The organism is Kitasatospora sp. NPDC002227 (genome assembly GCF_040296285.1).
Lineage (GTDB): Bacteria > Actinomycetota > Actinomycetes > Streptomycetales > Streptomycetaceae > Kitasatospora.
In genome coordinates this window covers 1-25706 of the sequence record NZ_JBEOWY010000023.1, presented here as the reverse complement: position 1 = coordinate 25706, position 25706 = coordinate 1, and the positions used below count along the sequence as shown (strand labels likewise).

Here is a 25706-nt window from a genome sequence, read left to right as displayed (position 1 = left end):
GGGATGTCCTGTATGTCGTACTATGCGCAGTCAGTTCTGCCGGGCGAGGAAGGCGCGCAGGGCGGTCAGCAGTTCGGCCCGGCGCTCGGTCAGGACCAGGTGGCCCGAGGGCAGTTCGAGCAGCTCGGCGCCGGGGACGGTGGCGGCGAGCAGCCGGTGCTGGGCGGGGGCGACCAGGGCGTCGGCGGTGGGGCTGACCACCAGGGTGGGCATGGTCAGGTGGGGCAGATCCGGCCGGACGTCCACCTCGGCGGCGAGCTCGAACTGCTGGCGGAATCCGGGCGGGGTGGTGACGAGCATCAGCTTGGCCAGTGCCACCAGGTCGGCGTCGGCCTGGGTGTTGAGCCAGTCGGGGCTGAGCAGCAGCGGGAGGGTCAGCTTGGCCTGCAGCAGCGGGTCGAGCCGCTGGGCCGTCAGCAGGCAGTCGGTCAGCAGTCGCAGGTGCGGGGTGGTGTGGGCGAGCCCGGCCACCAGGGTCAGCGAGCGGACCAGGCCGGGGTGGCGGCGCGCGGCCCGGACGGCGACGGCGGCGCCGAGCGAGAAGCCGACCAGGTCGAAGCGGGTCTGCCCCTCCTCGACGGCGGCGGCCACCAGCCGGTCCGCCAGGTCGTCCAGCCGGAGCTCGCCGGGCTCGGCCGGGGTGCGGCCCGAGCCGGGGAAGTCCGGGGCGATCACGGTGTGCCGCTCGGCCAGCGGCAGGATGAAGGTGCCCCAGTTGAGCTCGGCGCCACCGCCCCCGCCGTGCGCGAGGACGAGGCCGGGGCCGGTGCCGCGGACGATCCGGGCGAGCGGCCGGGGCTGGGCGAGGGTCTCGGGCATGGGTGATCCTTCGCGGCTGGGAGACGGCTGGGAGACGGCTGGGGGCGACTGGGGAGATGACTGGGGGATGACGGGCGAGATGATCCGACGATCATGACGGCACGGTGGCGACTCCGTGTCAAGGCTCGCCGTTTGCCGGACGGAAGATAGGGGGTACCCCTACGATCCTGTCCATGTCAGCCTGCTCGGGCTGCGCCCTCGCACCGAACGGAGCTCCGTGGTGAACGAGTTCGAGTACGACCGTCGTCGGCGTCGGCAGTGGCTGGCCGGGGAGGCCAGGGCGGAGGGGGTCGAGCGGCGGACGCTGCTGCGGATGATGGCCGCCGCGGGCGTGCTCGCCGCGCCCGCCGTGGTCGGCTCCGGCAGGGCCTTCGCGGCGGCCGGCAGTCCGGTGCCGGGCATCGTCAAGCCGCTGCCGCCCGAGTGGTTCGTGCCGCGCGGCACCAACGCCGAGATGCGCTGGGACGCTCTCCCCCGCGAGGAGTTCCACGTCCCGGTCGAGCGGTTCTTCGTCCGCAACCACACCAGCACGCCGCTGGTCGACGGAGCCGGCTGGCGGCTGCGGCTCTTCGGCACCGGACTGCGCGGCGGTGAGGTCTCCTTCGACCTCGACCAGCTGCGGCGCCTGCCGAGCACCAGCACCACCGCGATCGTCGAGTGCGCCGGCAACGGCCGCAGCTTCTACACCAGCCAGCAGCACCAGAGCGTGCCCGGCACCCCCTGGACCCTCGGCGGCGTCGGCTCGGCCCGCTGGCGCGGCGTACGGCTGGCCGAGCTGCTGCGCCGGGCCGGCCTCGGCTGGGACGCCGTGGACGTGATGCCCACCGGGCTCGACCCGGAGTACGTGGCGGCCGACGGCACCGTGCTCGGCCACGTCCGGCGCCCGCTGCCGATCGCCAAGGCGCTGGACGACGCGCTGCTCGCGTACGAGATGAACGGCGAGCCGCTGACCCCCGACCACGGCGCGCCGGTGCGCCTGGTGGTGCCCGGCTGGGTCGGGGTCGCCTCGATCAAGTGGGTCGGCAGCCTCGAGGTCTCCGCACAGCCGCTCTACTCGCCGTGGAACACCGACTTCTACCGCCTCTTCGGCCCCGACTACCCGGCCGGCGGCTCGGCGCCGCTGGCCGAGCAGGTGGTGAAGAGCGCCTTCGAGCTCGCGGCCGGCGCCGAGCTGGCGCGCGGCCGGCAGCACCGGCTGCACGGGCGCTCCTGGTCCGGCTCCGCCGCGGTCCGCGAGGTGGAGATCTCCACCGACGGCGGGACGCACTGGCTCCGCGCCCACCTGCGGGACACCCCCAGGGCCGGCACCTGGACCAGGTGGAGCTTCGACTGGCGCCCCGAGACGGCCGGTCCGTACGAGCTGCGGGCGCGGGCGACGGACCGTCAGGGCAACACCCAGCCCGTCACCGCCGTCTTCAACCGCGAGGGCTACCTGTTCGGCGCGGTGGTGGCGCACCCGGTCACGGTGGTCTGAGGCGGGCGCCGGTCACCCCGCGTGCACACGGGTTCGCAGCGGGGTACCCGGCCCGTATCATTGACAGGTGACCAAGGTTGACCTGTCACCACGGCCGGTCGAGGCGATGTCGCCCCGTCAGCTCGAACGCCGAAGGGCCCTGATCGCCGCCGCACTGGCGTTGGTGACCGAGACCGGGGTCGAGAGACTCCAGATGAAACAGGTCTGCGAACGCTCCGGCGTCGCACTCGGAACGGCCTACCGCTACTTCTCCTCCAAGGACCACCTGCTCGCGGCGGCGATCGCCGACTGGCACCGGCTGCTGCTCACCGACCTGACGGCCGATCTGCGGCACCCGAGGGCGGAGCTGAGCGAGACCGACCGGGCCGTGCGGTTCGTCCGGCGCGGGATGCGGGCCTACCAGCGGCAGCCGCAGTTCGCCCGGCTGCGGGTGGCAGTCTCGGCCTCCACCGATCCGTTCGCCAGCGAGGCGCTGCAGACCATGGCCCGGGCCGACGACGCCGCGCTCGGCACCGTGATGGGCCGCCTGCCCCCGGCCGGCGGTGAGCTGGTGCGGCAGATCGTCGGCCACGCCTGGCAGGGCGAGCTGACGGCCTGGGTCACCGGCCGCACCACGCTGGACGACGCGCGGCGTCGCCTGGAGGACGTGGTGCGGCTGGTGCTCGCGCCGTACGACTCCCGGTGACCGCCTCCTGGCCGCCGTGCTACTGGTTGCCGTGGGCGTCCGGGTTCAGCAGGGTGTTGGCGGTCAGGGCCGCCGCGACGGCGAGCGAGCGCAGCGGCTCGGGCAGCGGGAAGAGGAACTGCACGTAGTAGTGGTCGCCGCCGCCGAGCGCACTGAGCGTCAGGCCCAGGCCGTCCCGGGCGATCCGGCCGACCTCGATGCCGTTGTGGTCGGAGATCGTGAAGGTGAACGCGTACCAGCCGTCCGCCCGCAGACGGCCGACCACCTGGCCGCCCGCCACCAGGTCGAAGCTGATGTGCCCGACCACCTGCTGCTGGACGATCTCGCCGACCGGCGTGCCGTCCGGCCTGGCCACCGTCACCTTGGCCTTGACCACCTTGGTGCCCCGGCCGAGCACCAGGAAGGGCACCCCGGCGGCGTCCCGGATCTCGAACTGCCGGGAGAGGTACTTGTCCATGGTGCTCATGAACCGCAGCGCCTTGCGGGCGCCGTTCTGGCCGGTCTCGGCGACCGAGCCGACCGGGGCGCCGGTGGTGGCGTCCAGGATGTCGTAGGTGGTGGTGATGTCCACCCACTTGAAGTTCTGGTCCACCGCCAGGGCCGGGGCGCCGAGCAGCGCCTCGGGGCCGAGCGGCGGCTGCTGGAACTGCCGGGGCGCCTGAGGCTGGTGCGGGGCCTGCGGTTGGTGAGCCGCCTGCGACTGGTGGGGGAGCGGCGGTGCGGCCGGGTGGCGCTGGGCCTGCTCCGTCCAGGCCGTGCCGTCCCACCAGCGGAGATCGGGGCCGTTGAAGGGGTCCTGGTACCAGCCTGGTGCTGCCGTCTGCGTCACGGTGCCGAGCCTACCCCGGGCCGTTCGCGGGCCTACGGCCGTCTCTCCCGCAGCAGCGCCTCCTGGACGGCGGAGGCGACCAACTCGCCGTCGAGGTTGTAGAACTCACCGAGCGCCAGGCCACGGCCGTCGGAGGCCGAGGGGCTGCGCTGGGCGAAGAGCAGCCAGTCGTCGGCCCGGAAGGGGCGGTGGAACCACATCGCGTGGTCGAGCGAGGCGAGCAGGACGGTGGGAGTCTCGCGGCGCTGGACGGGGTGCGGCTGGCGGTGCAGCGCGGTGGTGGCGGCCAGGGTGAGGTCGGAGAGGTAGGTGAGTGCGCAGACCTGGATCAGGCCGTCCTCCGGCGGGAGCGGGCTGCCGGTCCGGAGCCAGACGAACTGCTGCGGCACGCCCGGGATCTCGGCCGGGAGACCGGGGGTGTCCGGCGGGATGAAGCGCATCTCCATGTTGCGGAAGAGGGCGTACTTGGCGTACCCCTCCGGGTCCGCCTCGGCCCAGGCCGGCAGCGGGTCGGGCAGCTCGTCCGGCTCCGGCACGGGGGGCATGGTGCGCTGGCGCTCGGGAGTCTCCTCGGCGACCTTGAAGGAGGCGGAGAGGGTGAAGATCACCTCGCCGCGCTGGACCGCCGTCACCCGGCGGGTGGCGTAGGAGCGGCCGTCGCGGACGCGGTCCACCTCGTACTCGATGGGCCGCTCCGGGTTGCCGGGCCGGACGAAGTAGCTGTGCAGCGAGTGCACGTGCCGCTCGGCGCCGACGGTGCGCCCGGCGGCGGTGAGCGCCTGGGCGGCGACCTGGCCGCCGAAGGCCCGCATCGGGGCCCCGGCGTGACAGCGGCCACGGAACAGGTTCTCGTCCAGCTGCTCGATCCGCAGCAGCGCGGCGAAGGCCCCGTCGGGGTCCGGGGTGGCGGTGTCCTGGCTGATGGCGTCTGTCACCAGCCCATAGTGGCAGACGCTGTCAGCTCGGCGGCACGAGGGGGTAACGCTCGTTAACTGGAACGCGTTCCAGTTGCGAATGCAGGTGCGAATGCAGCTGCGGGTGAAGCTACGGATCCGGCGGTCACACCGGGACGCCGTCGTCCTCGGCGCGGTGCGGGGCGGCGGGCTTGGCGGGCAGCTCGGGGACCAGCAGGTCGGCGCCCCGGGGCGTGGCGGCCACGGCGCGCCACCAGAGCTGGAGCGCGGGCGGGTGGGCGGGCTCGAAGGGCAGGCCGGGGCGGGGCACGGCCAGCTCGGCGGCCAGCGCCTGGGCGGCGGCCAGCGAGCGCTCGGCCGGCTCCTCCCAGGGGTGCGGGGCGAGGTTGAAGGTGGCCCAGTGCACCGGCAGCATGACCCGCCCGTCGAGGTCGAGATGGGCGCGGACGCCCTCCTCGGGCGTCATGTGCACCTCGGGCCAGAACTCGCTGTACGCGCCGACCTGCATCATCGTCGCGTCGAAGGGCCCGAGCCGGCGGCCGATCTCGGCGAAGCCGGGGAAGTAGCCGGTGTCCCCGCTGTGGTAGACCCGGTGCTCGGGCCCGGCCACCACCCAGGAGGCCCAGAGCAGGTGCGGGCTGGTACGCGGCCCGCGGCTGCAGTAGTGCCGGGCCGGGGTCGCGGTCAGGGTCAGCCCCGCGACCTGCTCCGACTCCCACCAGTCCAGCTCGACGATCCGGGCCGGGGCCACGCCCCAGTGCTCCAGGTGCGCGCCGACCCCGAGCGGGACGGCGAAGACCGTGCCCGGCGCGTCCAGGGCGCGGATGGTCGGCATGTCGAGGTGGTCGTAGTGGTCGTGCGAGATCACCACCACGTCCACCGGCCCGAGCTCGGCCAGGCCGAGCGGCACCGGGTGCAGCCGCTTGGGCCCCGTCCACCCGAACGGCGAGCAGCGCTCGCTCCAGACCGGGTCGAAGAGCACCCGGCGCCCGTCCAGCTCGGCCAGCACGGTGGCGTGCCCGAGCCAGGTGAGCCGCAGGCCGGAGGCGGGCGGCTGGGCCAGGTCGAGGGGGCTGGGCCGGTGCAGCGGCACGGCGGCGGCGGGCAGGCGGCGGGTGCGGTTGGAGGTGAGCTGGGCGCGGGTGATCTCCAGCGGGGTGCGCTGGTAGACCAGCCGCCTGGTCGGCACCGGGTTCTGGAAGCCGCCGTCGGCGAAGTGCGGGGAGGAGAGGATGCGGGCCAGGCGCTCGCCCTTGGGCTCGGCGCCGAAGGCCTCGGTGCGCACGCGGTGCCAGGCGGCCCGGTGCCAGGGGGTGCGCGGCAGGTCGAGGGCCGCGCCCGGGGGAGTCGGTGAGGTGGTCGACGAGCTCCAGGGGCGAGGACTGGGCACGGAACCTCCAGGGACTGTCCGCATCGACGCGTACGGCAGTGCGCGGGTGCCCGCACTGCCGTACGACAACCATCTCAACGGGACATTACCGGCCTGGCCCGGCCCGGACGCGGTGAATACCGGCGGGTCGCGCCGATCAGTGGGCCGGTCGGGTGGGCCGGGGCCGCGGCGGGGTGATCAGGCCGCGTAGAAACGGGTGATCGTCTCGGCCACGCAGTGCGGCTTGGCACCGCCCTCGCTGGTGATCGTGTACCGGACCAGAGCCTGCACCCCACCGGGAACTTCGCTCGCCGAGAGCAGCTCGGCGGTGGCCCGGACGGCGGTGCCGACCGGGACGGGGGCGGGGAAGCGGACCTTCTCCGAGCCGTAGTTGAGCGCCATCCGCACGCCCTCCACCGCGTAGCACTCCTTGGCCAGCACCGGGATCAGCGACAGTGTCAGGTAGCCGTGCGCGATGGTGCCGCCGAACTGGCTCTCCTTCGCCCGCTCCGGGTCGACGTGGATCCACTGGTGGTCGCCGGTGGCCTCGGCGAAGAGGTCGACCCGGTGCTGGTCGACGGTGTGCCACTGGCTGGTGCCCAGCTCGGTGCCGACGGCGGCGGTCAGCTCGGCGAGGGAGGCGAAGGTCGTCACGCGTGCTCCTGTGGGGGTGCTCCGGGTCATCGGCTCAGCAGCGTATGCCTACCGGGGAGTACCTGTGCAGGGGGCATCCCGATCTAGCGGGTCACCGCCCGGCCGGCCGGGAGGAGGCGGCGGCCGCTGAGCAGCTCGGGGGTGAGCAGGACGAAGAGCGGCGGCCGGCCGTCCACCCAGGGGCTGGGGCCGGTCCGCAGCAGGTGCTCGTACAGGGCGGGGTCGCGCACCACCTCGGCCTGGCCGTGCACCAGCACGCTCCAGCCGGTCCGGGTGGCCGGATCGAGCTGGTCGGCCTGGAAGGCGGCCACCGTGCCGTCCAGCGCCCTGGTGACGGTGCTGCCCTCGCGCAGGGCGAGGACCAGCCGCCCGTCCGCCCCCACCGCGAAGGCGACCGGCAGCACGGCGGGCAGCGCGTGCTCGGTGTACACCACACGCCCCACCGGCACCGTCCGGAGCAGGCTCAGGCACTGCGCCTCGCTCAGGGTGTCCACACGGTCGTCACGGTCCATGTGATCGATGGTGCCCCGCCCCGCCGGGCGCCAACAGGGCCCATGGTCCCCATCACAGGCCGGTCGCGCCGGGCCGTTGGTCCCCCGCCGTGCGCTCGGCGCGCCCGCCGGACGGGTGGAGTTGCCCGCAGCCGGGAATCAGCGGCGCCCGGCAGCGATACGTTGTCCGCCGTACGGGGCAGAGCGCTCCGGGCGGTCGGTGGGGTGGGAGGGGCGGGTGCGGATGAGCGGCGGCATCGAGCTGGTGGTGATCGGGGCGGACGGCGGGCCGGAGCGGGGGTACGCCGGCTCGGCCCTGGCGGCGGCGGGCGCGCGGCTGTTCGCCGACACCCTCCCGGGCCGGACCTTCGACGCGGGCTGCCGCGTCACCCTGGTGCCGCCCGACGCGGACGCCAACGCCATGCTCACCGCGCTGCGCGCCGCCGCCCAGCGGCCGGCCCGCTGGCTGGTGGTCTGCCTGCTCGGCCAGCTCACCGCCGACCCGCGCGGCAGACGCCTGGCCCTGGTCACCGCCGGCTCCACCCCCGACAACGCCTACCGGCGCGGCCTGGCCTGGGACTGGGTGGTCAGCACGATGGTGCACGGCGGCCAGGAGGAGACCCTCCTGCTGCTCGACACCGTGGCCGACCGGGACACCTGGTCCGCCCTGGAGCGCACCGGCGAGGACGGCGCGGGCGAACTGCTCGCCCACTCCCGGGTGCCGCTCTGGGGCCGGCTCGGCCGCTACAGCGCCGGTCGGCGCGGCCGGGACGCCGTACTGCCGGGCGGAGCGGGCTCTTTCAGCCAGGCGCTGGCCCAGGTGCTCGAGCACGGCGTGCCCGGCGCGCCCGCCGCAGTGGGCCCGGGCGAGCTCCAGGGGGCCGTCTCGGCCGCACTCGGCGAGGGCGCCGACGGAGCCTGGTTGCTGACACCTGGTGAGAACGGGCGCCTTCTGATGCGCAATCGGGCCTCGGTGCGCGGTGCATTGGCCGGATTGTCGCTTTCGGAGGAGCTCTTGGCAGTTCTGTGGCGCGAAAGTGCCCCAACCGATCCGCCGTCCGCGTAAGGTCAGGGGGCTCGAGGTGTTGCCGGGGCGTGCTGGGTTGGCGAAGAATCGCCGCCCCGGCCGGCCAGGCGAGCAGGGCGTGGTTTCGGCGGGGCGGCGGATTCCGGGCGGATTCCTCCGGCGGTTTCTCTGACGGTACGGCCACGGCTCACGGCGCGTTGCCGGGAGTTGGTGCGGCCGTGATGAGGTGGGGCGATGCGGCAGCGCGGAATTGTGGTGCGCCCTGGGGTTCTTGGGGCCTGCGGGGTGATCCTCCTGGCATTCCTGACGTCCTGCGCGGCAGCCACCCCCGGCGCCGACCGCGTCGCGGGCTCCGGCACCCTGGCCGCCCCCGCCACCCCGCCACCCGGCGCCGGCGGCACGGCCCTCCCCCCGACGGACGGGCCGGAAGGCGCGGTCGGCCGACTGGCGCTGGCGGTCTATCAGGACTGGTGGAACACCAAGGTCGCGGTTTTCGGCAGCACCGACGCGAACACCGATCAACTGGGCGTCGATTCCACCGGCAAGGCCTTCGCGGACTCGATCGCCACCGTACGCCAACTCCGGGCCGCCAAAATGGTGATGACTGGAACACCCCGGACTTCTCCGGTGGTCAAGCAACTCGATCTGGCGGCGAAACCGGCCACCGCGACGATCGAGGACTGCCTGGACGTGTCCGGCTGGCACCAGGCCGATGCGGCGACCAGGGTGGTCAAGGATCCGCCGCAGCGGTTGAATCGATATCTTTCCGTGGTCAAACTCCGTCAGACCGAAGCAAGTTGGATCGTCGTGGACGTCACCCGTGAGGTGGGGAAGACATGCTGAGGACACTGTGGCGGCTGGGGACCGCGACCGCGCTGGCCATCGGCCTCGCCGTCGCGCTCGTCCCGGCCGCGTCGGCCGACCCGACGCCCGCCCCGAGCGGCACCGTCACCGACTGCGCGAACCAGTACATCTGCATCGTCGTCACCGAGCCCGGCAGCGACCCGAGCCCGGGCGGCGGTGGCACCGGCACCGGCACCGGCGGTGGCGGGGTGCAGATGTGCGAGTGGAACGGCAAGCAGTGGCCCTGCTCGGACAAGGACCTGGGGTGGTTCGACACCGACGACGGCTGCTACTACCGGCAGTCCGAGCCGCTGCCACTGCCGGGCGCCCCGGAGTGGGAGGGCCACGACCCGTCGGCCGGCGGATCGGTGTACGACATCAACTGCCCGCAGACCGGCGGTGGGTTCACCTCGCGCGGCCCGAAGTTCCTGCCCCAGCCGCCCAAGGGCACACCCCCCACCCACACCGTCTACGAGGCGGCGAAGTCCGTCGCCGACGAGATGGGGGTCGAGCAGCCGGTGCTGCACGCGGCACCGGCGGACGCGGCGGTGGTGGGTGCTCCGGTCTGGCTCTGGTTCGACCGGACCACGGGCACCGGTGGGGACACCGGCACGGAGACCAAGACGGTCTCCCGCTGGGGGTACTCCATCACGGCCGTCGCGACGATCACCGGCGTGCACTGGAACCTGGGGAAGAAGTCGGAGAGCGTGGACTGCACGGGTGCCGGCACCCCGTTCGGCCACGGCGCGACCCACTCCGACTGCACCTACACCTACCGGCAGTCCTCCGCGCTCGAGCCCAACACCTCCTACTACCTCACCGCCACGATCACCTGGCGGGTCACCGCCCACCTGGCCGGGAGCACCGCGGACCTCATCACCCCCTTCCCGAAGTCGGCGTCCAGCCTCAACCCGCTGCCGCTGCGGGTCGGTGAGGTGCAGGTGCTCAACAACTGATCGTCCGTTCTTCGATCGACTTGCCGGCGGCATCCCCCGTAGCCCGTCGGTGTCCCCCGTACGAAAGGCCGAAGCCCGGTGGAGAACCGAACCTTCCCGTCGCCGAGCGCCGGCAGCGCCACGCTCGCGCCCGAGCCGGTGCGGCCCGCCCCGCACGCTCCCTCGCGTGCCCTGCGGGCGCGCCGCCGCCGGCCCGCCGTGCTGGCGATGGCGGTGGCGCTGATCTCGGCGGGCGGGCTGGGCGGGGCGGTGCTGTACAACAGCACCGGCCAGCGGATCGCCGTGCTGGCGCTGGCCCGGGACGTGCCGACGGGGCAGGCGATCACGGCCGGGGACTTGGTGGTGGCGCGGATCGCAGGTGACCCGGCGCTGCACCCGCTGGACGCCCGGGACAGCGGGCGGGCGATCGGGCTTCGGGCCACCACGGACCTGCACCGGGGCTCGCTGCTGGTCAACAGCGACCTCTCGGCGGCGCCGCTGGTCGGACCGGGCCAGCTGACGGTGGGTCTGGCGGCCAAGGGCTCCCAGCTGCCCGCGACCAGGCTGGCCGCCGGGATCCGGGTGGTGATCGTCTCGACCCAGGACAGCTCCGGCGCCACCGGCGGTACGACCCGCACCCCCGAGACGATGACCGCCACCGTGGTGACCGTCGGCCGGTCCGGCTCGGACGGCGGCGCGGTGGTGGACGTGGCGGTGGACGCATCGGACGGCGCCCGGCTGGCCGGCTGGGTGGCGGCCGGGCGGTTCCAGGTGCTGCTCGCGCCGCGCGGCGCGGCCGGCGGGGCCCCCGCCCCGGCCGCGGCGCCCTCGGCCTCCGCCTCGGCCGGGGGTGGGGCCTGATGGCGGTGATCGCGGTGGTCGGCGGGCCCGGCGCCCCCGGCGCCACCACGACCGCCCTCGCCCTGCTGCTCGCCTGGCCGCTGCAGCCGGGCCGCCGGCTGCTGCTCGTGGAGTGCGACCCGGACGGGGGCGCGGTGCTGGCCGGCGCCCTGGAGGGCCGGGTGGAGGCGGTGTACGGCCTGCGCAACCTGGCCGTGGCGGACCGGCGGGGGCTGCTCGCCCAGACCATCTGGGAGCAGCTGATCGACCTCTCGCCCGAGGGCAACGGCGAGCGGCTGCTGCTGCCCGGCCTGACCGACCCGGCGCAGGCGCCGGGCCTGGCGTACACCTGGGAGCCGCTGGTGGAGGCGCTGCACGCGCTGGAGCCGCAGGGCTACGACGTGCTGCTCGACCTCGGGCGCTCCGGGGCGAGCGGGCCCGGCGCGGTGCTGGCCCGGCGGGCGGACGCGGTGGCCGTCACGGTGCGCTCCACGCTGCGCGGGCTGAGCGCGGCGCGGCCGCGGCTGGCGGCGCTGCACGAGGACTTGGCGCAGCACGGCACGGGGGCGGACGCCCTCGGGCTGCTGCTGGTCGCGGAGGGGCCGTACCCGGCGGCGGAGGTGTCCCGGCAGTTCGGGCTGCCCGCGCTGGGGCTGCTGCCGTACGCGCCCCGGACGGCGCGGGTGCTCTCCGACGGCGGGGACACCACGGACCGGCGGTTCGTGCGCTCGGAGCTGATGCGGACGGCCCGGACGGCCGCCGACCAGCTGCAGCTGCTGGTGCGGCGCCGCCGCCAGCGGCTGGCCCCGGCCCAGCAGGGCCCGGCCGCCGGCCCGGCGCCGAGCGCCCCGGTCGCGCCGATACCCGAGCCGCCGCAGGCCGCGGCCTTCGACGGCGACAGCGGATTCCCGGTGGAGCCGCACCCCTTGGCGTACCCGCAGCCGGGCGGTCAGCCGTACTCCGGGTACGGCGCGCCGCAGCCCGCCGAGGGCTACCCGGGCAGCGCCGGGGGCGCGTACCCCGCGCCGCACGCGGGGCAGCCGAATCCGTACGCCCAGCCGGGCCCGTTCGCACCTGGTCCGTTCACACCGGGGCCGGTCACGCCGGGCCCCGTCGCGCCGAGCGCGTACCCCGCTCCGCGCGCCCCGCAGCCCGCCGCGCCCGCGCCGTTCCCGGCACCGGCCCAGGACGACCCGGCCGGGCAGAGCGGGCCGGAGATCACGTACGGGGAGGTGCTCCGTGCGCGGTAGCCCGCTGCACCAGCGACCGCCGCAGACCGACCCCGCGGCCCTGCCGTGGGCGCCCGGCGGCCATCCCATCGGCCAACCAGCCGGTCAGGTGCCGGAGTTCACCCCCGGGCCGGTCAAGGCCGTGCCCGCGCTGCAGCCGGTGGGCGTGCGCCCCGCCGTGGACCAGCAGGTGGCCCGGGAGCTCAAGCGGCAGGTGGCCGCCGAGCTGCACCAGCAGCTCTCCCGGGTGGCCGACGGCTCGGGCCTGGAGGAGGACCGGGCAACCCGCCGCCAGCGGGGGCGGGCGCTGATCGAGGAGGCGGTGGCCCGCTGGTCCGACGCCTACGCCCAGACCCACGGCATCCCGCCCACCCGGGAGCAGGACCGGGCGCTCGCCGAGGCCGTCTTCGACCTGCTCTTCCGGGCCGGGCGGCTCCAGCCGTACCTGGACGACCCCGAGGTCGAGAACATCCTGATCAACGGCTGCGACGACGTGTGGATCTCCCGGGTGCACCAGCCCCTGCGCCAGGTGCCGCCGGTGGCCGACACCGACGAGGAGCTGATCGAGCTGCTGCAGGACCTCGCCCGCCAGCACGGCGGCGGCGAGCGCAGCCTCTCCACCGCCAGCCCCACGCTGGCGCTGCGCCTGGAGGGCGGCATGCGCCTGCAGGCGCTCACCGAGGTGACACCGCGCCCGTACGTGGCGATCCGCCGCCACCGGGTGGCCTCCGCGACGCTGACCGACCTGGTCGGGCTCGGCACCCTGGACACCACGCTCGCCGCCTTCCTGGCCGCCGCCATCCGGGCCCGGAAGAACGTGATGATCACCGGTACCCAGGGCGTCGGCAAGACCAGCCTGCTGCGCGCGATGGCCGCCGAGATCCCGCCGGACGAGCGGATCGGCACCCTGGAGTCGGAGTTCGAGCTCTGGCTGCACACCCTGGGCCACCTGCGCCAGGTGGTGCCGATGGAGGCCCGCGAGGGCAACGGCGAGCGGGTGGACGGCCGTGCGGCGGGGGAGCTGACGATCGGCGAGCTCATCCCGGCCGCGCTGCGGATGACGCTCTCGCGGATCATCGTCGGCGAGGTGCGCTCCAGCGAGGTGGTGCCGATGCTGCGGGTGATGACCAACGGCGAGGGCGGCTCGATGTGCACCCTGCACGCCCGCGCCCCGCACATGGTGGTCGACCGCATCGCCGAGCTCTGCCTGGAGTACGGCGCGCACATGACCGACAGCCTGGCCTACCGGCTGACCGCCAACGCCGTCGACCTCATCGTGCACGTCGCGATGGTGGACGAGACGGCCGTCGGCGGGCGGCGCCACCGCTTCGTCTCGCACGTCCTGGAGGTCACCGGCCTCGGCGAGAACGGCCGCCCCGCGCTCAACACCGTCTTCGGCCCCCGGCCCGAGATCGGCGAGCCGCGCGCGGTGCCGCAGACCCCGCCGCAGTGCCTGGACGACCTGCGCCGGACCGGCTTCGACGCGGGCAGACTCCAATCCCCGTACGGGAGTTGGACGGCGCCGCTGGCCCTGCGGATCGGGGGCCGCTGATGCTGCTGTTCGTGCTCTGCGGCCTGCTGCTCTGCGGCGGCCTGGCCGCGCTGGTGCACTGGCTGGTCGGCAGCGACGCGGTCGAGGAGGACCGCAACCCGCTGGCCGGCCGCGCCCACACCCTCTGGTACGGCGCGCCCGGCACCGCCTCGCCCGGGATGGTGCGGCTGCGGCGGGCGCAGGTGGTCGCCGCGCTGACCGGCGGCCCGCTGGCCTGGCTGTTCACCGGGGTGCCGCTCACCGTGCTGCTGGTGCCGCTGGCGGTCTTCGGGCTGCCCTGGCTGTTCGACGCGACCCGCTCCGACACCCGCCGGATCGAACGCCTCGAGGCGCTCGCCGAGTGGACCCAGCGCCTCGCCGACGTGCTGTTGCTGGGCGTCGGGCTCAACCAGGCGATCCTGACCAGCCGGCGGACGGCCCCGCCCGCGCTGGACGCCGAAATCGCCGAGCTGGCCTCACGGTTGCAGTCCCGCTGGCGCCCCGAGGACGCACTGCGGGGCTTCGCCGACGCGCTGGCCGACGCCACCTCCGACAAGGTGCTGGCCGCCCTGGTGCTGCGGGCCGGCGACAGCGGCCCGGGCCTGGCCCGGGCGCTGGCCGACATGGCCGAATCCGTCCGCGAGGAGGTGCGCCAGCGGCGCTCGATCGAGGCCGACCGGGCCAAGCACCGGGCGACGGTGCGCTGGCTGGTCGGGATCATCCTGCTGGTGATCGTGATCGGCATGTTCAACCCCGACTACACCGAGCCGTACGGCAGTTACACCGGCCAGGTGGTGCTCGGCGGGGTGACGGCCGGGTTCGTCGGGGTGATCGCCTGGATGCGCTCGCTGGCCAGCCACAAGCCGATGCCCCGGCTGCTCGAGCCGGACCGGCGGAGCAAGGCCGGCCCGTCGGCCGCCTCGGCAGCCGCAGCCGCTCCGGCCGAGGAGCAGCCGGAGCAGCACGTGAAGGAGCTGCGATGATCTCGCCCTGGGCCGTGCTGGCCGGCGCCGTCGCGGCCGGTGGCCTCGCCCTGCTCGCCGCCGAACTCAGGCCGGCCCCGCCGGACTTGGGCCAGGCACTGGACCGGCTGCACCGTACCCCGGCCGGCCATGAGGCGGAGAGCGAGCACCGGCTGCCCTGGTACGACCGGATCGGGCGCAGCGCGCTCGGGCTGCCGGGTGCCCGGATCCCGCAGCAGCAGCTCGCGCTGATCGCCCGCACCCCGGCCCGGTTCATGGCGCAGAAGCTGCTGTTCGCCCTGATCGGGCTGCTGCTGCCCGGTTACGCGGTCGCGATGGCCGCCGTGATGGACATCCAACTCTCCTTCCTGGTCCCCGTGGTGGCGGGGCCCGGGCTGGCCCTGCTCGGCTGGCTGGTGCCGGACGCGATCGTGGCGGGGGAGGCGAAGGAGGCCCGGGCCGAGTACCTGCACGGCATCGCCGCCTTCCTCGAACTCGTCGCCCTGGAGCGGGCGGCCGACTGCGGCCCGGCCGAGGCACTGCGGCGGGCCGCCGCGGTGGGCCGGGGCACCGTCTTCCGCCGCATCCGGGACGCCCTGGAGCGGGCCGCCACCGACCGGCTGCCGCCCTGGGACGGCCTGGAGGCGCTCGCGGAGGAGCTCGGGCTCACCCCGCTGCAGGACGTCGCCGACATCATGCGCCTGTCCGGCACCGACGGTGCGGCCGTCTACGACACCCTCCGGGCCCGGGCCAAGGGCCTGCGCGGCGAACTGCTCGCGGCGGACCTGGCCCAGGCCAACGTGGACAGCGAACGGATGGTGGCGCCCGGCACCATGCTCACCATGCTGATGACCGTCCTGATCGTCTTCCCGGCCCTCTTCAAGATGTTCAGCGCCACCTGACCCACCGTCACCCCACCCCCCCGTCACCCCCTGAGGAAGCTGCATGAACCGGATCCGTACCCAGCTCGCGGCCCAGCTGACACTGCTGCTCGCCGCGCTGCTGCTCCCCCTGCAGTTCGCCGCCCCGCTGGTGCAGCGCCGGATCGGCCGGGTGCGGGCGGCCCGGCAGGGCGGTGACCGGGGCGCGATCAGCATCGAACTCGCCCTCGCCATCGTCGCCCTGGTGATAGTCGCGATCGGCGTGGTGGCCGCGCTGCGGGTGCTGGGCAAGAACGTGACCGACCAGGTCACCCAGCTGCCGACCGCCCCGCCCTCGCCGTGACGGGAGTGCTCCGCAGCGGGCTCCGGGCCGCGTGGCGGCGGTCCGGCCCGGCGGACCGGGGGGCGATGGCCGTGAGCCTGGCCATCGTCTTCCCCGCCGTGCTGACCATGGTGCTGCTCGTGGTCCAGGCCTCGCTCTGGTGGTACGCCGCCCAGGTCGCGCTCAGCGCGGCCCGCGAGGGCGCGGACGCCGGGCGGGTGCAGGGCGGCAGCGCGGACCTCGCGAGCTGGCGGGCCGCGGACTTCGTCCGCCGGTTCGGCACCCTGGCCCAGCTGCAGGAGGCCAAGGGTGCCAAGTCCACCAAGGCCGTCCCGCCTGCTACGGAGAGCTTCCGGATGACCGTCACCGTACGGCCGTTGAGCCTGTTGCCGGTGATCCACCTGCCGGACATCAGCAGGTCGGTCGAGGCGCCGGTCGAGAAGTTCGTCGCCCCGGGGCAGCAGCCGTGAGGGCGCGCGGAGCCCTGGGGGGCGACCGGGGGAGCGTGGCCGTGGAGGCCGCGATCGTCGCCCCGGCGGTGGTCGTCATGGTGCTGATCGTGGTGCTCGGCGGGCGTATTCAGAGCGCGGGCGGGGTAGTTGATGCGGCAGCCCGTGCGGGTGCGCGGGCCGCCTCGCTGGAACGCGGGGGCACGCAGGCGCAGAAGGACGCGGCCAGAATTGCCGTCCAGGCGGTCCTGGCCGGTGAACACGTGGACTGCCCCGCCGAACTCGAGCCGGTCCAGGTCGGGTCGGGGCCGGACGGGTTGCAGACGGTCACCGTGGTGGTCGACTGCACGGTGCAGTTCGACCGGCTGACCCTGCGGTGGGTGCCGGGCAGTGCGAAGTTGCACGGACAGTTCACCTCGGTCGTCGACCGGCACCGGGGGACCGGTTGACCGGCAGGTGCAGTGGGCAGCAGTCGGTTGGAGGAGGGGACTTGAGGGCAAGGGCGGACCGGGGGGCGATATCGATCTTCGTGGCGCTGAGCGTCGCGGGGTTGGTGCTCGTCGCCGTCGGGGTGCTGGACGCCTGCGCCCGGCTGCGCACGGTGGAGGCGACCGACGCCCTCGCCCAGGAGGCCGCCCGGGCCGTCGGGCAGCAGCTGGACCAGGCCGCCCTGCTGGGCGGCACGTACCGGGTCGACCAGTCGGCCGCCCAGCAGGCCGCCGACGACTACCTGCACGCGCAGGACCCGACACTGACCGGCGACGTCACGTTCATCGACGACAGCACCGTCGCCGTCACGGTCAGGAAGAGCTACCGCATCTTCCTGCTCGGCAAGGACGTCCCCGTCATCAGCACCAGGACAGCCACCCTGGTGCACGGAGTCACGAAACCGGAGAACGGCTGATGGCCGCGCCGCGAGCGAAAGAAGCCAAGAACCAGCACCGCGCCGCCGACGGCGCCCCTGCCCCGGCCGCCCGCCGGCCCGTCCCGCTGCGGGGGAAGAGGCGGCGGACGGCGGGCGCGGTGGTCACCGCCGTGGCGGCTCTGGCCGCCCTGGCCGGACTGCTGGTCGGCCTGCCGGCCGTACTGCTGTACGGCACCGCCGCCGTCTCCGCGATGGGCGGCACCGACCCGGGTGGTTTCGGCCACCTGCTGACCAGCCCCGACGACGGGCGGCTGTTCCTCTGGGCCCTGGTGGCCGTGGGGTGGGTGGCCTGGCTCTGCTTCGCGGTCTCCGTGCTGATCGAGATCCCGGCGCAGCTGCGCGGCCGGATCGCCCGGCGGCTGCCCGCCTTCGGCTGGAGCCAGCGACTGGCCGCCGGCCTGGTCGGCTCGGTGCTCGCGCTGCTCCCGGTGGCGGGCTCCTCCTTCGCCGCCACCGTCGAGCGGGCCCCCGCCGTCTCCGCCCCGGCCTCGCTCGCCGCCGCGCCCCGGTACGCCGCGCTGCCCGCCGGGGCGAGTGCCGCGGCCCTGGCCCCGGCCGCCGAGCAGCACCCCGGCTACACCGTCCGGGACACCCGCCCGGCCGACAGCCTCTGGTCGATCGCCGAGCGCCAACTCGGCTCCGGCGAGCGCTGGACGGAGATCGCCAAGCTCAACAAGGGCCGGGTGATGGACGATTCGGGCACCCGGTTCGACGCGGACCGGGCGATCCAGCCCGGTTGGCAGCTGCTGATGCCCGCCGACGCCAAGCCCGACGCCGAGCACCCGGGCTCCACCGCCCCGGAGCCGCCCGCCGCGGACCCGGCACCGGCAGGCAGGCAGCAGCACCAGGTCACGGTGCACGAGGGTGACAGCCTGTCGGCCATCGCCCAGCGGGAGCTGGGCAGCGGCGAGGACTGGCCCGAGCTCTTCGAGGCCAACAAGGGCGTCACGGCGCCGGACGGCGAGAGGCTCACCGACCCGGACGTGGTGGTCCCCGGCATGGTGCTCACCGTGCCGGGCACCGCCGCGCCCGCACCGGCGCCGGCCCCGGCGCCGGCCCCCGCCTCCCCGGCGCCCGCCGAGCCCTCGGGCACGGCCGCCTCCCCGCCGCCGAGCGTGCCGCCCGCGACCGGGGCGCCGACCCAGGGGCCGGTGGTGCCGACCGCCACTGCCCCCAGTGCCCCGAAGCCCTCGGCCGGTACCGGGAGTCCGGCCCAGCAGCCGACCGGGCACCAGGGCGCGGACCACGCCCCGGCGGCGGGCAACCACGCCAAGGCCGCGCCGAGCAACGACTACACCGGCGCCCTGACCGCCTCCGCCGTCGGCGTGCTGCTCGCGGCCGTGATGATCGGCACCGTGCAGCGCCGCCGGGGCGACCAGCAGCGCGCCCGCCGCCCCCGGCACCGGATCACCCTCCCGCCCGCGCCGGTCGCCGCCTTCGAGGCCGAGCTGAAGGTCCGGCAGAGCGCCACCGGGATGGACCTGCTGGACCGGGCGCTGCGCACCATGGCCCGCAACACCGTCCGGCAGAGCAAGCGGCTGCCCGCGCTGGTCGCCGTCCGGGTGACCCCCGGCCGTACGGTCGAGCTGCACCTGGCCGCGCCCGCCGCCCCGATCGCGCCCTTCCGGGCCGCCCACGCCCCGAACGTCTGGTGGTGCCCGGAGGACTCCACCGAGCTGCTCTCGGCCGGCCAGGCCGCCAAGGCCTCCGCGCCCTACCCCGCGCTGGTCACCCTCGGCACTGCTCCGGACGGCTCCACCGTGCTCGCCGACCTGGAGACGGTGCGGCTGATGCACCTCTCCGGCCACCCGGACGACGCCCGCGACGTGCTGCGGACCCTGGCGATCGAGCTGGCCCACAGCCCGCTCGCCGACCGGCTGCACCTGCACCTGGTCGGCATCCCGGACGATCCCGCGATCAGCGGCCCGGCCGCCGAGCGGGTGCACCGCTACGACACCCTCCAGCAGGCACTGGCCGCGCTCGGCCCGCGCAGCGCCCGCGCCCGCGCCACCCTGGTGGCCGCCGGGGCGAGCAGCCCCCGGGACGCCCGCAGCCGGGGCCACGCCGACGAGTCCTGGGTGCCCGAGATCGTGCTCTCCGTCCAGCCGCCCACCGGCGACCTGCCCGCCGAGCTCGGCCGGCTGCTCGACGGCACCCCGCGCACCTGCCTGGCGGTGGTGGCCCGGGCCCCCGAGCGCGGCAGCGGCCCGGTGGCCCGGTGGACCCTGCCCAGCACCGGCGTGGCCACCATCCCCGGCCTGCACCTGGGCGTCGAACTGCAGCGGCTGACCCAGCAGCAGTACGACCAGTGGGGTGAACTGCTGCGAAGCTCCAGCGACTTGACCCAGCACCCGGCACCGGACTGGACGCTGGACGGGCCGGAGGAGGAGTTCGCCCCGCTGCCCGCTGCGGCGCCGGTCCTGGTGTCGGTGGGGGCGGCCGCGGTGCCGGTGGCGGGCAAGATGATCGGCTCCGGCAGCAGCCCGTTCGCGGGCACCTCGCCGGTGGTCACGCCGGCACCCCGCACCCCGCGCCACAGCGCGAACGGCCTCGGCCTGGGCACCGTCAAGTCCGGCAACGGCAACGGCAACGGCAACGGCAGCGGCAACGGCACTGCGCCGTCCGCCAAGCGGCTCGGCCCGGCCTTCGGCCTGCTGCCGGACCCGGCACCAGCCCCGGCCCCGGAACCGGCGCCTGCCGCGGATCTGAACGGAGGTGAGCTCGAGGCGGAGCGGACCATGCAGATCCCACTGGCCGACCTGCCGTCCGAGCCCCCGGTGGACCTCCCGGCGGAGGCGCTCGGGATCGAGGACCGCGCACCGACACCGCCCGCCCCGGCGGTGGAGCCCGCTGAGCTGCCCACCCCGGCGGCCGAGGAGGCGCCGCTGCCTCCGATGCCGTCCGCGCCGCCCGCCGTTCCCGCCGCGCCGCCGGCCGAGCCGGCCCCGATGCACCACGCCGCCCCCGCCCCCGACGCCCGTCCGACGGAGTCGCGGCCCGAGCCCGTGGAGTACGCGGCGCCGCCCGCCGCACCCCGCACCGACAGCGACGAACTGCTCGCCATCCTCCGCTCGCCGGAGGCGCACACCTCCCGGACGGCGCCCCGGGTCCGGCTGCTCGGGCCGGTGGACGTGCTCGGCGCGGCCGGCCCGGCCGACCCGGCGCAGGTGGTCCGGCTGACCGAGCTGGCCGCCTTCCTGGCCCTGCGGCCGGGCACCGACGGCAGCGCGATGGACCACGCCCTGCACCCGGCCGGTGCCCACCTCGACCTCGAAGCGCCGGACCGGCCGGACTCGCCCCTGCCCGGCCGGATCACCGAGCTGGCCGCCTGGTTCGCCGCCTCCCCGGAGGGCAGGGCGTTACTGCCGGCCGAGTCGGCGGAGGGCTACGCCTTCGCCCCGGCGGTGACCTGCGACTGGGACGAGTTCCGCAGCCTGTACCGGCGCGGAATGCGCAGCACCAGCAGCACGGCCGACGCCGCCCTGGCCCACGCCCTCGCCCTGGTCCGGGGTGCCCCGTTCGCGGAGGCCCCGGCCGGTGCGTACGGCTGGGCCGAGCCGGAGCGGCAGGACATGCTCGCCGCCATCGTCGACACCGCCCACGAACTCGCCGCCCGCCGCCTCCAGTACGGAGACCACCGCAGCGCGGAGGCCGCCATCTTCCGCGGCCTCGCCGTCGCCCCGGACGTCGAACTCCTGCACCGCGACCTCTTCTACGCCTACGCCTCCGCCGGCGCCCAGGACCAGCTCGTCCGCGCCGTCAACCGCCTCGACGCCCTCAGCCGCCGCACCGGCCGCCCGCTCGACCCGGACACCGTGGCCCTGCTGCGCGACCTCCTCTCGGGAGGCTGAGGTGGTGGAGCTGGTGGTTGCGGCGCTGACGGCGGGGGCCTCGGCGGGGCTCACGGAGACCGCGAGCAGTGCGGTACGGGATGCGTACGCGGGGCTGCGGGAGGCGGTGCGGCGGCGGTTGGCCAGGCGCAGCGAGGACGATGCGCTGGTGCTGGCGGCGCACGAGGCCGAGCCCGGGGTGTGGGAGGCCAGACTGGCCCGGGTGGCGGCCCGGGCCGACGACCTTCGGCAGGCCGGTGAACTCGCCGCTCAGGCCGCCGCCGTCGCGAGGGCGCACCGAGGCGGACCGCCGCGTCACCGCCTGGCTCGGCCTGGGCGGGGGAGCTGAGCGAGGCGGCGGACCTCGCCCGTGCCGTCCCCGACCCGCAGGACCGGGCGCGGGTCATGGCCGAAGTGGCCGAGACCGCAGCATGGTTCGGGGATCCGGGGTTGGCGGCAGCCCTGGTCCGCGAGGCCGAGGAGGCTGCGCGTTCGGTCGCCGGGGCCGACCAGCAGGCGTGGGTGCTCGCCGCCGTGGTGAGGGCCGCGGCAGCGGCCGGGGACACCGCCCGGACGGTCCGTCTCGTCCGACTCGCCTGGAATCTCGCCGAGTCGGTCCAGGACAATCCGGACTGGCAGACCGCCATCCGTGCGGAGCTGCTGGCCGCCGCTCAAGGGGCGGACGATGGATGGGCGTTGGCTCTCACCCGCGCCGTCCCCGATCCACTCGAACGGCCTCCCGTGGTGGCCGAAGCGGTCGAGATCCTGATCCGGGCCGGAGAGCTCGATCGCGCGGGGGCACTGGCCCTGGCCGTCGACGACCCCGAGGCGCAGGCGCAGGTACTGACGCTGCTGGCCCGGGCGACGGCGCAGACCGGTGACCTCACCCGGGCCACGGACTTCGCCCGCGCTGCCGAGAGCGCGGCCAGGAGCCTCGGGCCCGCCTACCGGGCGGCGCTGACGGTGGCGGCTGCGGCCGCGGCGGTGGCGCGGACCGGAGACCTGGGCCGCGCGCAGGACTTGGCCGGCAGCGCCGAGGCGCTGGCCAGAACGGCCATGGACCCGCGCTCGCGGGCCTGGGCCTTCGCCCAGGTGGCGGCGGCATTCGCCGAGTCCGGACTGCCCGGCCGGGCCATGGGCCTCGCGGCCGAGGCCAAGGCCATGGCGGAAGCCTTCCGGGACTCGGGCCAGCGCGAAGGCGTGCTGGGGGAGGTGGCGGTAGCGGCCGCGCTGGCCGGGAGCGTCGAGCAGGCCGTGGCCGTGGCGGAGACCGTCACCAACCGGTTGCTCAAGGGGCCGGCGCTGCGGAAGGCGGCCGCCGCCGCGGCCCGGGCGGGGGACTTCGAGCTGGCCCGGAGCCTGGCCGGCGACGCCGCCCGGGCGGCCCGGACCGTCACCGCCCCGGGTGACCGCGAGCAGTACCTCGCGGTGGCCGCCCAGGCCGCAGCCCGCGCCGGGGATCCGGAGTCCGCCGCAGCCCTTGTCCGCGAGGCGCAGGCCCCACGCGCCGCGGCCCCGACGCCCATGGCGACGGAGGAGATCGTCAGAGCCAAGGTGCTGACCGGCGACACCGCCGGCGCCCTGGCGCTCGCCGCTACGCTGCACCCCGCTCTCCGAGCCGGCGCCCTGTCCTGGACGGCCCGCCAAGCCGGAACGGCCCAACCGCTCGCGCTGCTCGCCCAGGCACTTCGGATCGCGGGCTGGGACCACTCCGTCGCGGCCCTCGCCGCCCTGCGGCCCGGCGTCCTGACCGAGGTCGCCCGCACCCTGCTCGCCGAACTGGCCGATGGGCGGCCGGGGCCGTAGTGGGGTACGGCCCCGGCCTGTGGGGGGTGAGGGATGACGCGGTGGGGAGGTGGCGCCGGTCTTGTGTCCGGGTGGTGGGGGAGCGGGAGTTCGGTGCTCCTCTTCATGATGGCCCCGGCGGCGGGGATCAAATCCTCTGCGCGGGCCATCTGCTGATGGTGTGTCATATCCGCCGGAGTCGTCCCTGCCACCGCCGGGGCGGCTCCGGCCGGGCAAAGGGCGGTCAAAGCGGTGTGGCCGGGCGGTGGCGGGCGCCGTGCCATCCTGTCCGCCATGACCACAGGGACGCTCGGTGCGGCGGCGCGCACCACCGTACGACCGGCGCTGAGCAAGGTGCCCGAGGTGACGGCCTGGTTCTGGATCGTCAAGGTGCTGACCACCGGCATGGGTGAGACCACCTCCGACTACCTGGCCAACCAGCTGCTCACCCCGCCGGTCGCCGTGGCCCTGGCCGGGCTCGCGCTGGCCGTGGCGCTCGGGGTGCAGCTGACCGTCCGCCGGTACGTGCCGTGGGTCTACTGGACGGCCGTGGTGCTGGTGAGCGTCTTCGGCACGATGGCGGCCGATGTGCTGCACGTCGGCCTCGGGGTGCCGTACGCCGTGTCCACGGCCGCGTTCGTGGTCGCGCTGGCGGCGGTGTTCGGGCTCTGGTACGCGAGCGAGCGCACGCTGGCGATCGACACCGTGACCACCCGGCGGCGGGAGCTCTTCTACTGGGCCGCCGTGATGGGCACCTTCGCACTCGGCACGGCGGCCGGGGACATGACGGCCGTGACCCTCCACCTCGGCTACTTCTCCTCGGGTCTGCTCTTCGCCGCGCTGATCGCCCTCCCGGCGCTCGGCCGCTGGAAGGCCGGCCTCGGCCCGGTCGCCGCGTTCTGGGGCGCGTACGTGCTGACCCGCCCGCTGGGGGCCTCGTTCGCCGACTGGGCGGGCGTGCCCACCGGCCGCGGCGGCCTCGGACTGGGCACCGGCCCGGTCAGCCTGGCACTGGCGGCGCTGATCGCGGTGCTCGTGCTGACCGGCCCCCGCCGCAAGGCCTGAGGTCTGCCTGACCGGCGGAAATCCGCTGGGGCGGGAGTGGCCGTTTGAGTACGCTCCGGGCATGACAGAACCTTCCCGCACCGTGCCGTCCAAGCCTGCCCCCGGAGACCGGGTGGCGGTCCTCTCGCCCGCCGCCGGCCTGCCCGAGCTGTTCCCGCAGCCGTTCGAGCTCGGTCTGCGCCGGCTGGTGGAGGAGTTCGGCCTCGAGCCGGTCGAGTACCCGACCACCCGGAAGATGGGCGCGAGCCCGCAGGAGCGGGCGGCCGACCTGCACGCGGCCTTCGCGGACCCGGAGATCAAGGCGGTCATCGCCAGCATCGGCGGGGACGACCAGATCACCGTGCTGCCGCACCTGGACGCCGAGCTGATCCGGGCGAACCCCAAGCCCTTCTTCGGCTACAGCGACAACACCAACCTGCTGATGTACCTGTCCAACCTGGGCATCGTCGCCTACCACGGCGGCTGCGCGATGATCGAGCTCGGCCGCGCCGGGGAGATGCACCCGCTGACCGCCGCCTCCGTGCGCGCCGCGCTGCTCACCAACGGCCCGTTCGAGCTGAGCCCCTCCACCGAGACGAACGACGTGGAGCGCCCCTGGCAGGACCCGGCGACCTTCGAGTCGGCCCCCGTGATGCTGCCCGCCGAGGGCTGGAGCTGGTACGGGCCGGAGCGGGTGGTCGAGGGGGCCGCCTGGGGTGGCTGCCTGGACGTGCTCTCGCAGCTGCTGATGGCCGGCACGCACATCCGCCCGGTGGAGGAGTACCGGGGCGGGGTGCTGTTCCTGGAGACCTCCGAGCAGCTGCCCTCGGCGGACGACGTCTACCGGGTGCTGCGGGCGATGGGCGAGCGCGGGCTGCTGGGGCAGTTCCCGGCGCTGCTGATGGGCCGGGCCCGGGCCTGGTCCTTCGACAAGCCGCTGGACGCCGAGGGCCGGGCCGCCTACCGGGCCGCCCAGCGGGCCGTGGTGCTCAAGGCACTCGCCGAGTACGCCCCCGACACCGTGGCGGTCTTCGACGTGGACCTCGGCCACACCGACCCGCAGCAGGTGATCCCCTACGGCGGCCTGGTGCGGGTGGACGCCCCGGCGCGCCGCATCACCGTGCACTACTGATCCGTGCGCCGTCGGCCGCCCCGGCCGGCGGTGCGGGCTCCGGCGGCCCAAGATCGAGCCCGGTCTGGAACGCCTCCCGCCGGAGGCCGTAAGGTGGCGGGCAGGGGTCGTGGTGACGGGACGACACCGCACAGTGGACGGATGGACGTCGCAGGGGCGGCGGGGCGGGGCGGTGACCAGCGGTGGCTGACACGACTTCTTCCTCCGGGGGTGCCGCCTGGTACTCCTCGACGGAGGAGACCACGGTGCTGCCGCCGATAACCGACGCCGCGGACCCGTTCGCCGCGACGGTGCGCAACCTGGACCCGTTCGGCGAGCCGGCGCACGGCCTGCGCGAGCGCGGCGAGGCGGCGCCGGACCCGTTCGCGGCCGGCGACCCCTTCGCGGTGACGGTCCGTAACGTGCACCCGCTCCCGGCCGCCCCTGCGGTGACCCTCGAGCTCGGCGTGCCCACCGCGGCGGACCAGCCCGGCCCCGGCGCGACCGTCCCCGATCCCATGACGCCCGGCGCGGCCACGCTCGACCCGCCGCCGCCCCCCGCCACACCCGTCATCCCCCCGCCGCCGACCAGCGCGCCGCTGGCGACCGCGCCCGTGGCCGTGCCGCCCGCCGTACCGGCGCAGCCGCCGGTGCCGCCGGGCCGGCCACCGGCCCCCACCGGGTGGAGCGCGCCCACCCCCGCCGGCCCCCCGGGGAGGGGGGCGGCGGGACCGGCCCGGGGGCGCCCCCGCCGGCG

At 75.4% G+C, this 25706-nt stretch carries 25 protein-coding genes and 1 pseudogene; 20 read left to right on the top strand and 6 right to left on the bottom strand.

What is annotated here, in order from left to right; all coding sequences use genetic code 11:
* Positions 1–30: 30 nt before the first annotated feature.
* Positions 31–819, bottom strand: coding sequence for an alpha/beta fold hydrolase (locus ABT095_RS21065; protein ID WP_350530980.1), 789 nt, complete (start codon positions 817–819; stop codon positions 31–33).
* Between the two features lie 181 nt (positions 820–1000).
* Between ABT095_RS21065 and ABT095_RS21060 the strand changes: the two genes are divergently transcribed.
* Together ABT095_RS21060 and ABT095_RS21055 are read left to right on the top strand one after the other, a co-directional pair.
* Positions 1001–2293 (top strand): sulfite oxidase, encoded by a 1293-nt coding sequence (locus tag ABT095_RS21060; protein WP_350531058.1) that lies wholly within the window; start codon positions 1001–1003, stop codon positions 2291–2293.
* Between the two features lie 67 nt (positions 2294–2360).
* On the top strand, positions 2361–2978 hold the full coding sequence (locus ABT095_RS21055) for a TetR family transcriptional regulator (protein ID WP_350530979.1): 618 nt from the start codon (positions 2361–2363) through the stop codon (positions 2976–2978).
* Positions 2979–2997: 19 nt separating this feature from the next.
* Here the strand turns inward: ABT095_RS21055 and ABT095_RS21050 are convergent, their stop codons facing one another.
* The 5 genes from ABT095_RS21050 to ABT095_RS21030 form a co-directional block, all read right to left on the bottom strand.
* Positions 2998–3807, bottom strand: coding sequence for a phospholipid scramblase-related protein (locus ABT095_RS21050; protein WP_350530978.1), 810 nt, complete (start codon positions 3805–3807; stop codon positions 2998–3000).
* 32 nt (positions 3808–3839) lie between these two features.
* Positions 3840–4742 carry an acyl-CoA thioesterase gene (locus tag ABT095_RS21045; RefSeq protein ID WP_350530977.1) on the bottom strand — a complete coding sequence of 301 codons (903 nt, stop codon included), beginning with the start codon at positions 4740–4742 and terminating at the stop codon, positions 3840–3842.
* Positions 4743–4866: 124 nt separating this feature from the next.
* Complete coding sequence (locus ABT095_RS21040; protein ID WP_350531057.1) at positions 4867–6045, bottom strand: MBL fold metallo-hydrolase; 1179 nt, start codon at positions 6043–6045, stop codon at positions 4867–4869.
* A gap of 243 nt (positions 6046–6288) precedes the next feature.
* A complete protein-coding gene (locus tag ABT095_RS21035; RefSeq protein WP_350530976.1) occupies positions 6289–6774 on the bottom strand; it encodes a MaoC family dehydratase in 486 nt (161 codons plus the stop codon).
* Between the two features lie 53 nt (positions 6775–6827).
* Entirely contained in the window at positions 6828–7256 is a 429-nt protein-coding gene (locus tag ABT095_RS21030) for a pyridoxamine 5'-phosphate oxidase family protein (protein WP_350530975.1), read from the bottom strand.
* 223 nt (positions 7257–7479) lie between these two features.
* On the opposite strand from ABT095_RS21030, the gene ABT095_RS21025 reads away from it, so the two are divergent.
* The 18 genes and pseudogenes from ABT095_RS21025 to ABT095_RS20940 all read left to right on the top strand — a co-directional run.
* Positions 7480–8301 (top strand): hypothetical protein, encoded by an 822-nt coding sequence (locus tag ABT095_RS21025; RefSeq protein WP_350530974.1) that lies wholly within the window; start codon positions 7480–7482, stop codon positions 8299–8301.
* A 195-nt stretch (positions 8302–8496) separates the two neighbouring features.
* Positions 8497–9105 carry a hypothetical protein gene (locus tag ABT095_RS21020; protein WP_350530973.1) on the top strand — a complete coding sequence of 203 codons (609 nt, stop codon included), beginning with the start codon at positions 8497–8499 and terminating at the stop codon, positions 9103–9105.
* Positions 9099–10061, top strand: coding sequence for a hypothetical protein (locus ABT095_RS21015; RefSeq protein ID WP_350530972.1), 963 nt, complete (start codon positions 9099–9101; stop codon positions 10059–10061). Before ABT095_RS21020 ends, ABT095_RS21015 begins: the two co-directional genes overlap by 7 nt.
* A 78-nt stretch (positions 10062–10139) precedes the next feature.
* Positions 10140–10901, top strand: a complete 762-nt coding sequence (locus ABT095_RS21010) for an SAF domain-containing protein (RefSeq protein WP_350530971.1) — start codon at positions 10140–10142, stop codon at positions 10899–10901.
* Positions 10901–12130, top strand: coding sequence for a CpaE-like family protein (locus tag ABT095_RS21005; RefSeq protein ID WP_350530970.1), 1230 nt, complete (start codon positions 10901–10903; stop codon positions 12128–12130). Before ABT095_RS21010 ends, ABT095_RS21005 begins: the two co-directional genes overlap by 1 nt.
* Positions 12120–13661, top strand: coding sequence for a TadA family conjugal transfer-associated ATPase (locus ABT095_RS21000; RefSeq protein ID WP_350530969.1), 1542 nt, complete (start codon positions 12120–12122; stop codon positions 13659–13661). Before ABT095_RS21005 ends, ABT095_RS21000 begins: the two co-directional genes overlap by 11 nt.
* Entirely contained in the window at positions 13661–14623 is a 963-nt protein-coding gene (locus ABT095_RS20995) for a type II secretion system F family protein (protein WP_350530968.1), read from the top strand. The genes ABT095_RS21000 and ABT095_RS20995 overlap by 1 nt, the downstream gene beginning before the upstream one ends.
* The gene (locus ABT095_RS20990; protein WP_350530967.1) at positions 14620–15504 is read left to right on the top strand and encodes a type II secretion system F family protein; all 885 of its coding nucleotides are present in this window, start codon (positions 14620–14622) and stop codon (positions 15502–15504) included. Before ABT095_RS20995 ends, ABT095_RS20990 begins: the two co-directional genes overlap by 4 nt.
* Before the next feature lie 43 nt (positions 15505–15547).
* Positions 15548–15826, top strand: a complete 279-nt coding sequence (locus ABT095_RS20985) for a hypothetical protein (protein WP_350530966.1) — start codon at positions 15548–15550, stop codon at positions 15824–15826.
* A 71-nt stretch (positions 15827–15897) separates the two neighbouring features.
* Positions 15898–16275 carry a TadE family protein gene (locus tag ABT095_RS20980; protein WP_350530965.1) on the top strand — a complete coding sequence of 126 codons (378 nt, stop codon included), beginning with the start codon at positions 15898–15900 and terminating at the stop codon, positions 16273–16275.
* A 41-nt stretch (positions 16276–16316) separates the two neighbouring features.
* Positions 16317–16703, top strand: a complete 387-nt coding sequence (locus ABT095_RS20975) for a TadE/TadG family type IV pilus assembly protein (protein ID WP_350530964.1) — start codon at positions 16317–16319, stop codon at positions 16701–16703.
* Between the two features lie 41 nt (positions 16704–16744).
* The gene (locus tag ABT095_RS20970) at positions 16745–17158 is read left to right on the top strand and encodes a hypothetical protein (protein ID WP_350530963.1); all 414 of its coding nucleotides are present in this window, start codon (positions 16745–16747) and stop codon (positions 17156–17158) included.
* A complete protein-coding gene (locus ABT095_RS20965; RefSeq protein WP_350530962.1) occupies positions 17158–21030 on the top strand; it encodes a LysM peptidoglycan-binding domain-containing protein in 3873 nt (1290 codons plus the stop codon). Before ABT095_RS20970 ends, ABT095_RS20965 begins: the two co-directional genes overlap by 1 nt.
* A gap of 4 nt (positions 21031–21034) precedes the next feature.
* Positions 21035–21358: a hypothetical protein gene (locus ABT095_RS20960; protein WP_350530961.1), complete on the top strand. Its 324-nt coding sequence runs from the start codon at positions 21035–21037 to the stop codon at positions 21356–21358.
* Positions 21359–21414: 56 nt separating this feature from the next.
* Positions 21415–22815 carry a hypothetical protein gene (locus ABT095_RS20955; RefSeq protein WP_350530960.1) on the top strand — a complete coding sequence of 467 codons (1401 nt, stop codon included), beginning with the start codon at positions 21415–21417 and terminating at the stop codon, positions 22813–22815.
* 273 nt (positions 22816–23088) lie between these two features.
* On the top strand, positions 23089–23859 hold the full coding sequence (locus ABT095_RS20950) for a COG4705 family protein (protein WP_350530959.1): 771 nt from the start codon (positions 23089–23091) through the stop codon (positions 23857–23859).
* Positions 23860–23920: 61 nt separating this feature from the next.
* The gene (locus tag ABT095_RS20945; RefSeq protein ID WP_350530958.1) at positions 23921–24970 is read left to right on the top strand and encodes a S66 family peptidase; all 1050 of its coding nucleotides are present in this window, start codon (positions 23921–23923) and stop codon (positions 24968–24970) included.
* A gap of 182 nt (positions 24971–25152) precedes the next feature.
* Positions 25153–25706, top strand: a pseudogene (locus tag ABT095_RS20940) (hypothetical protein); the annotation flags it as partial.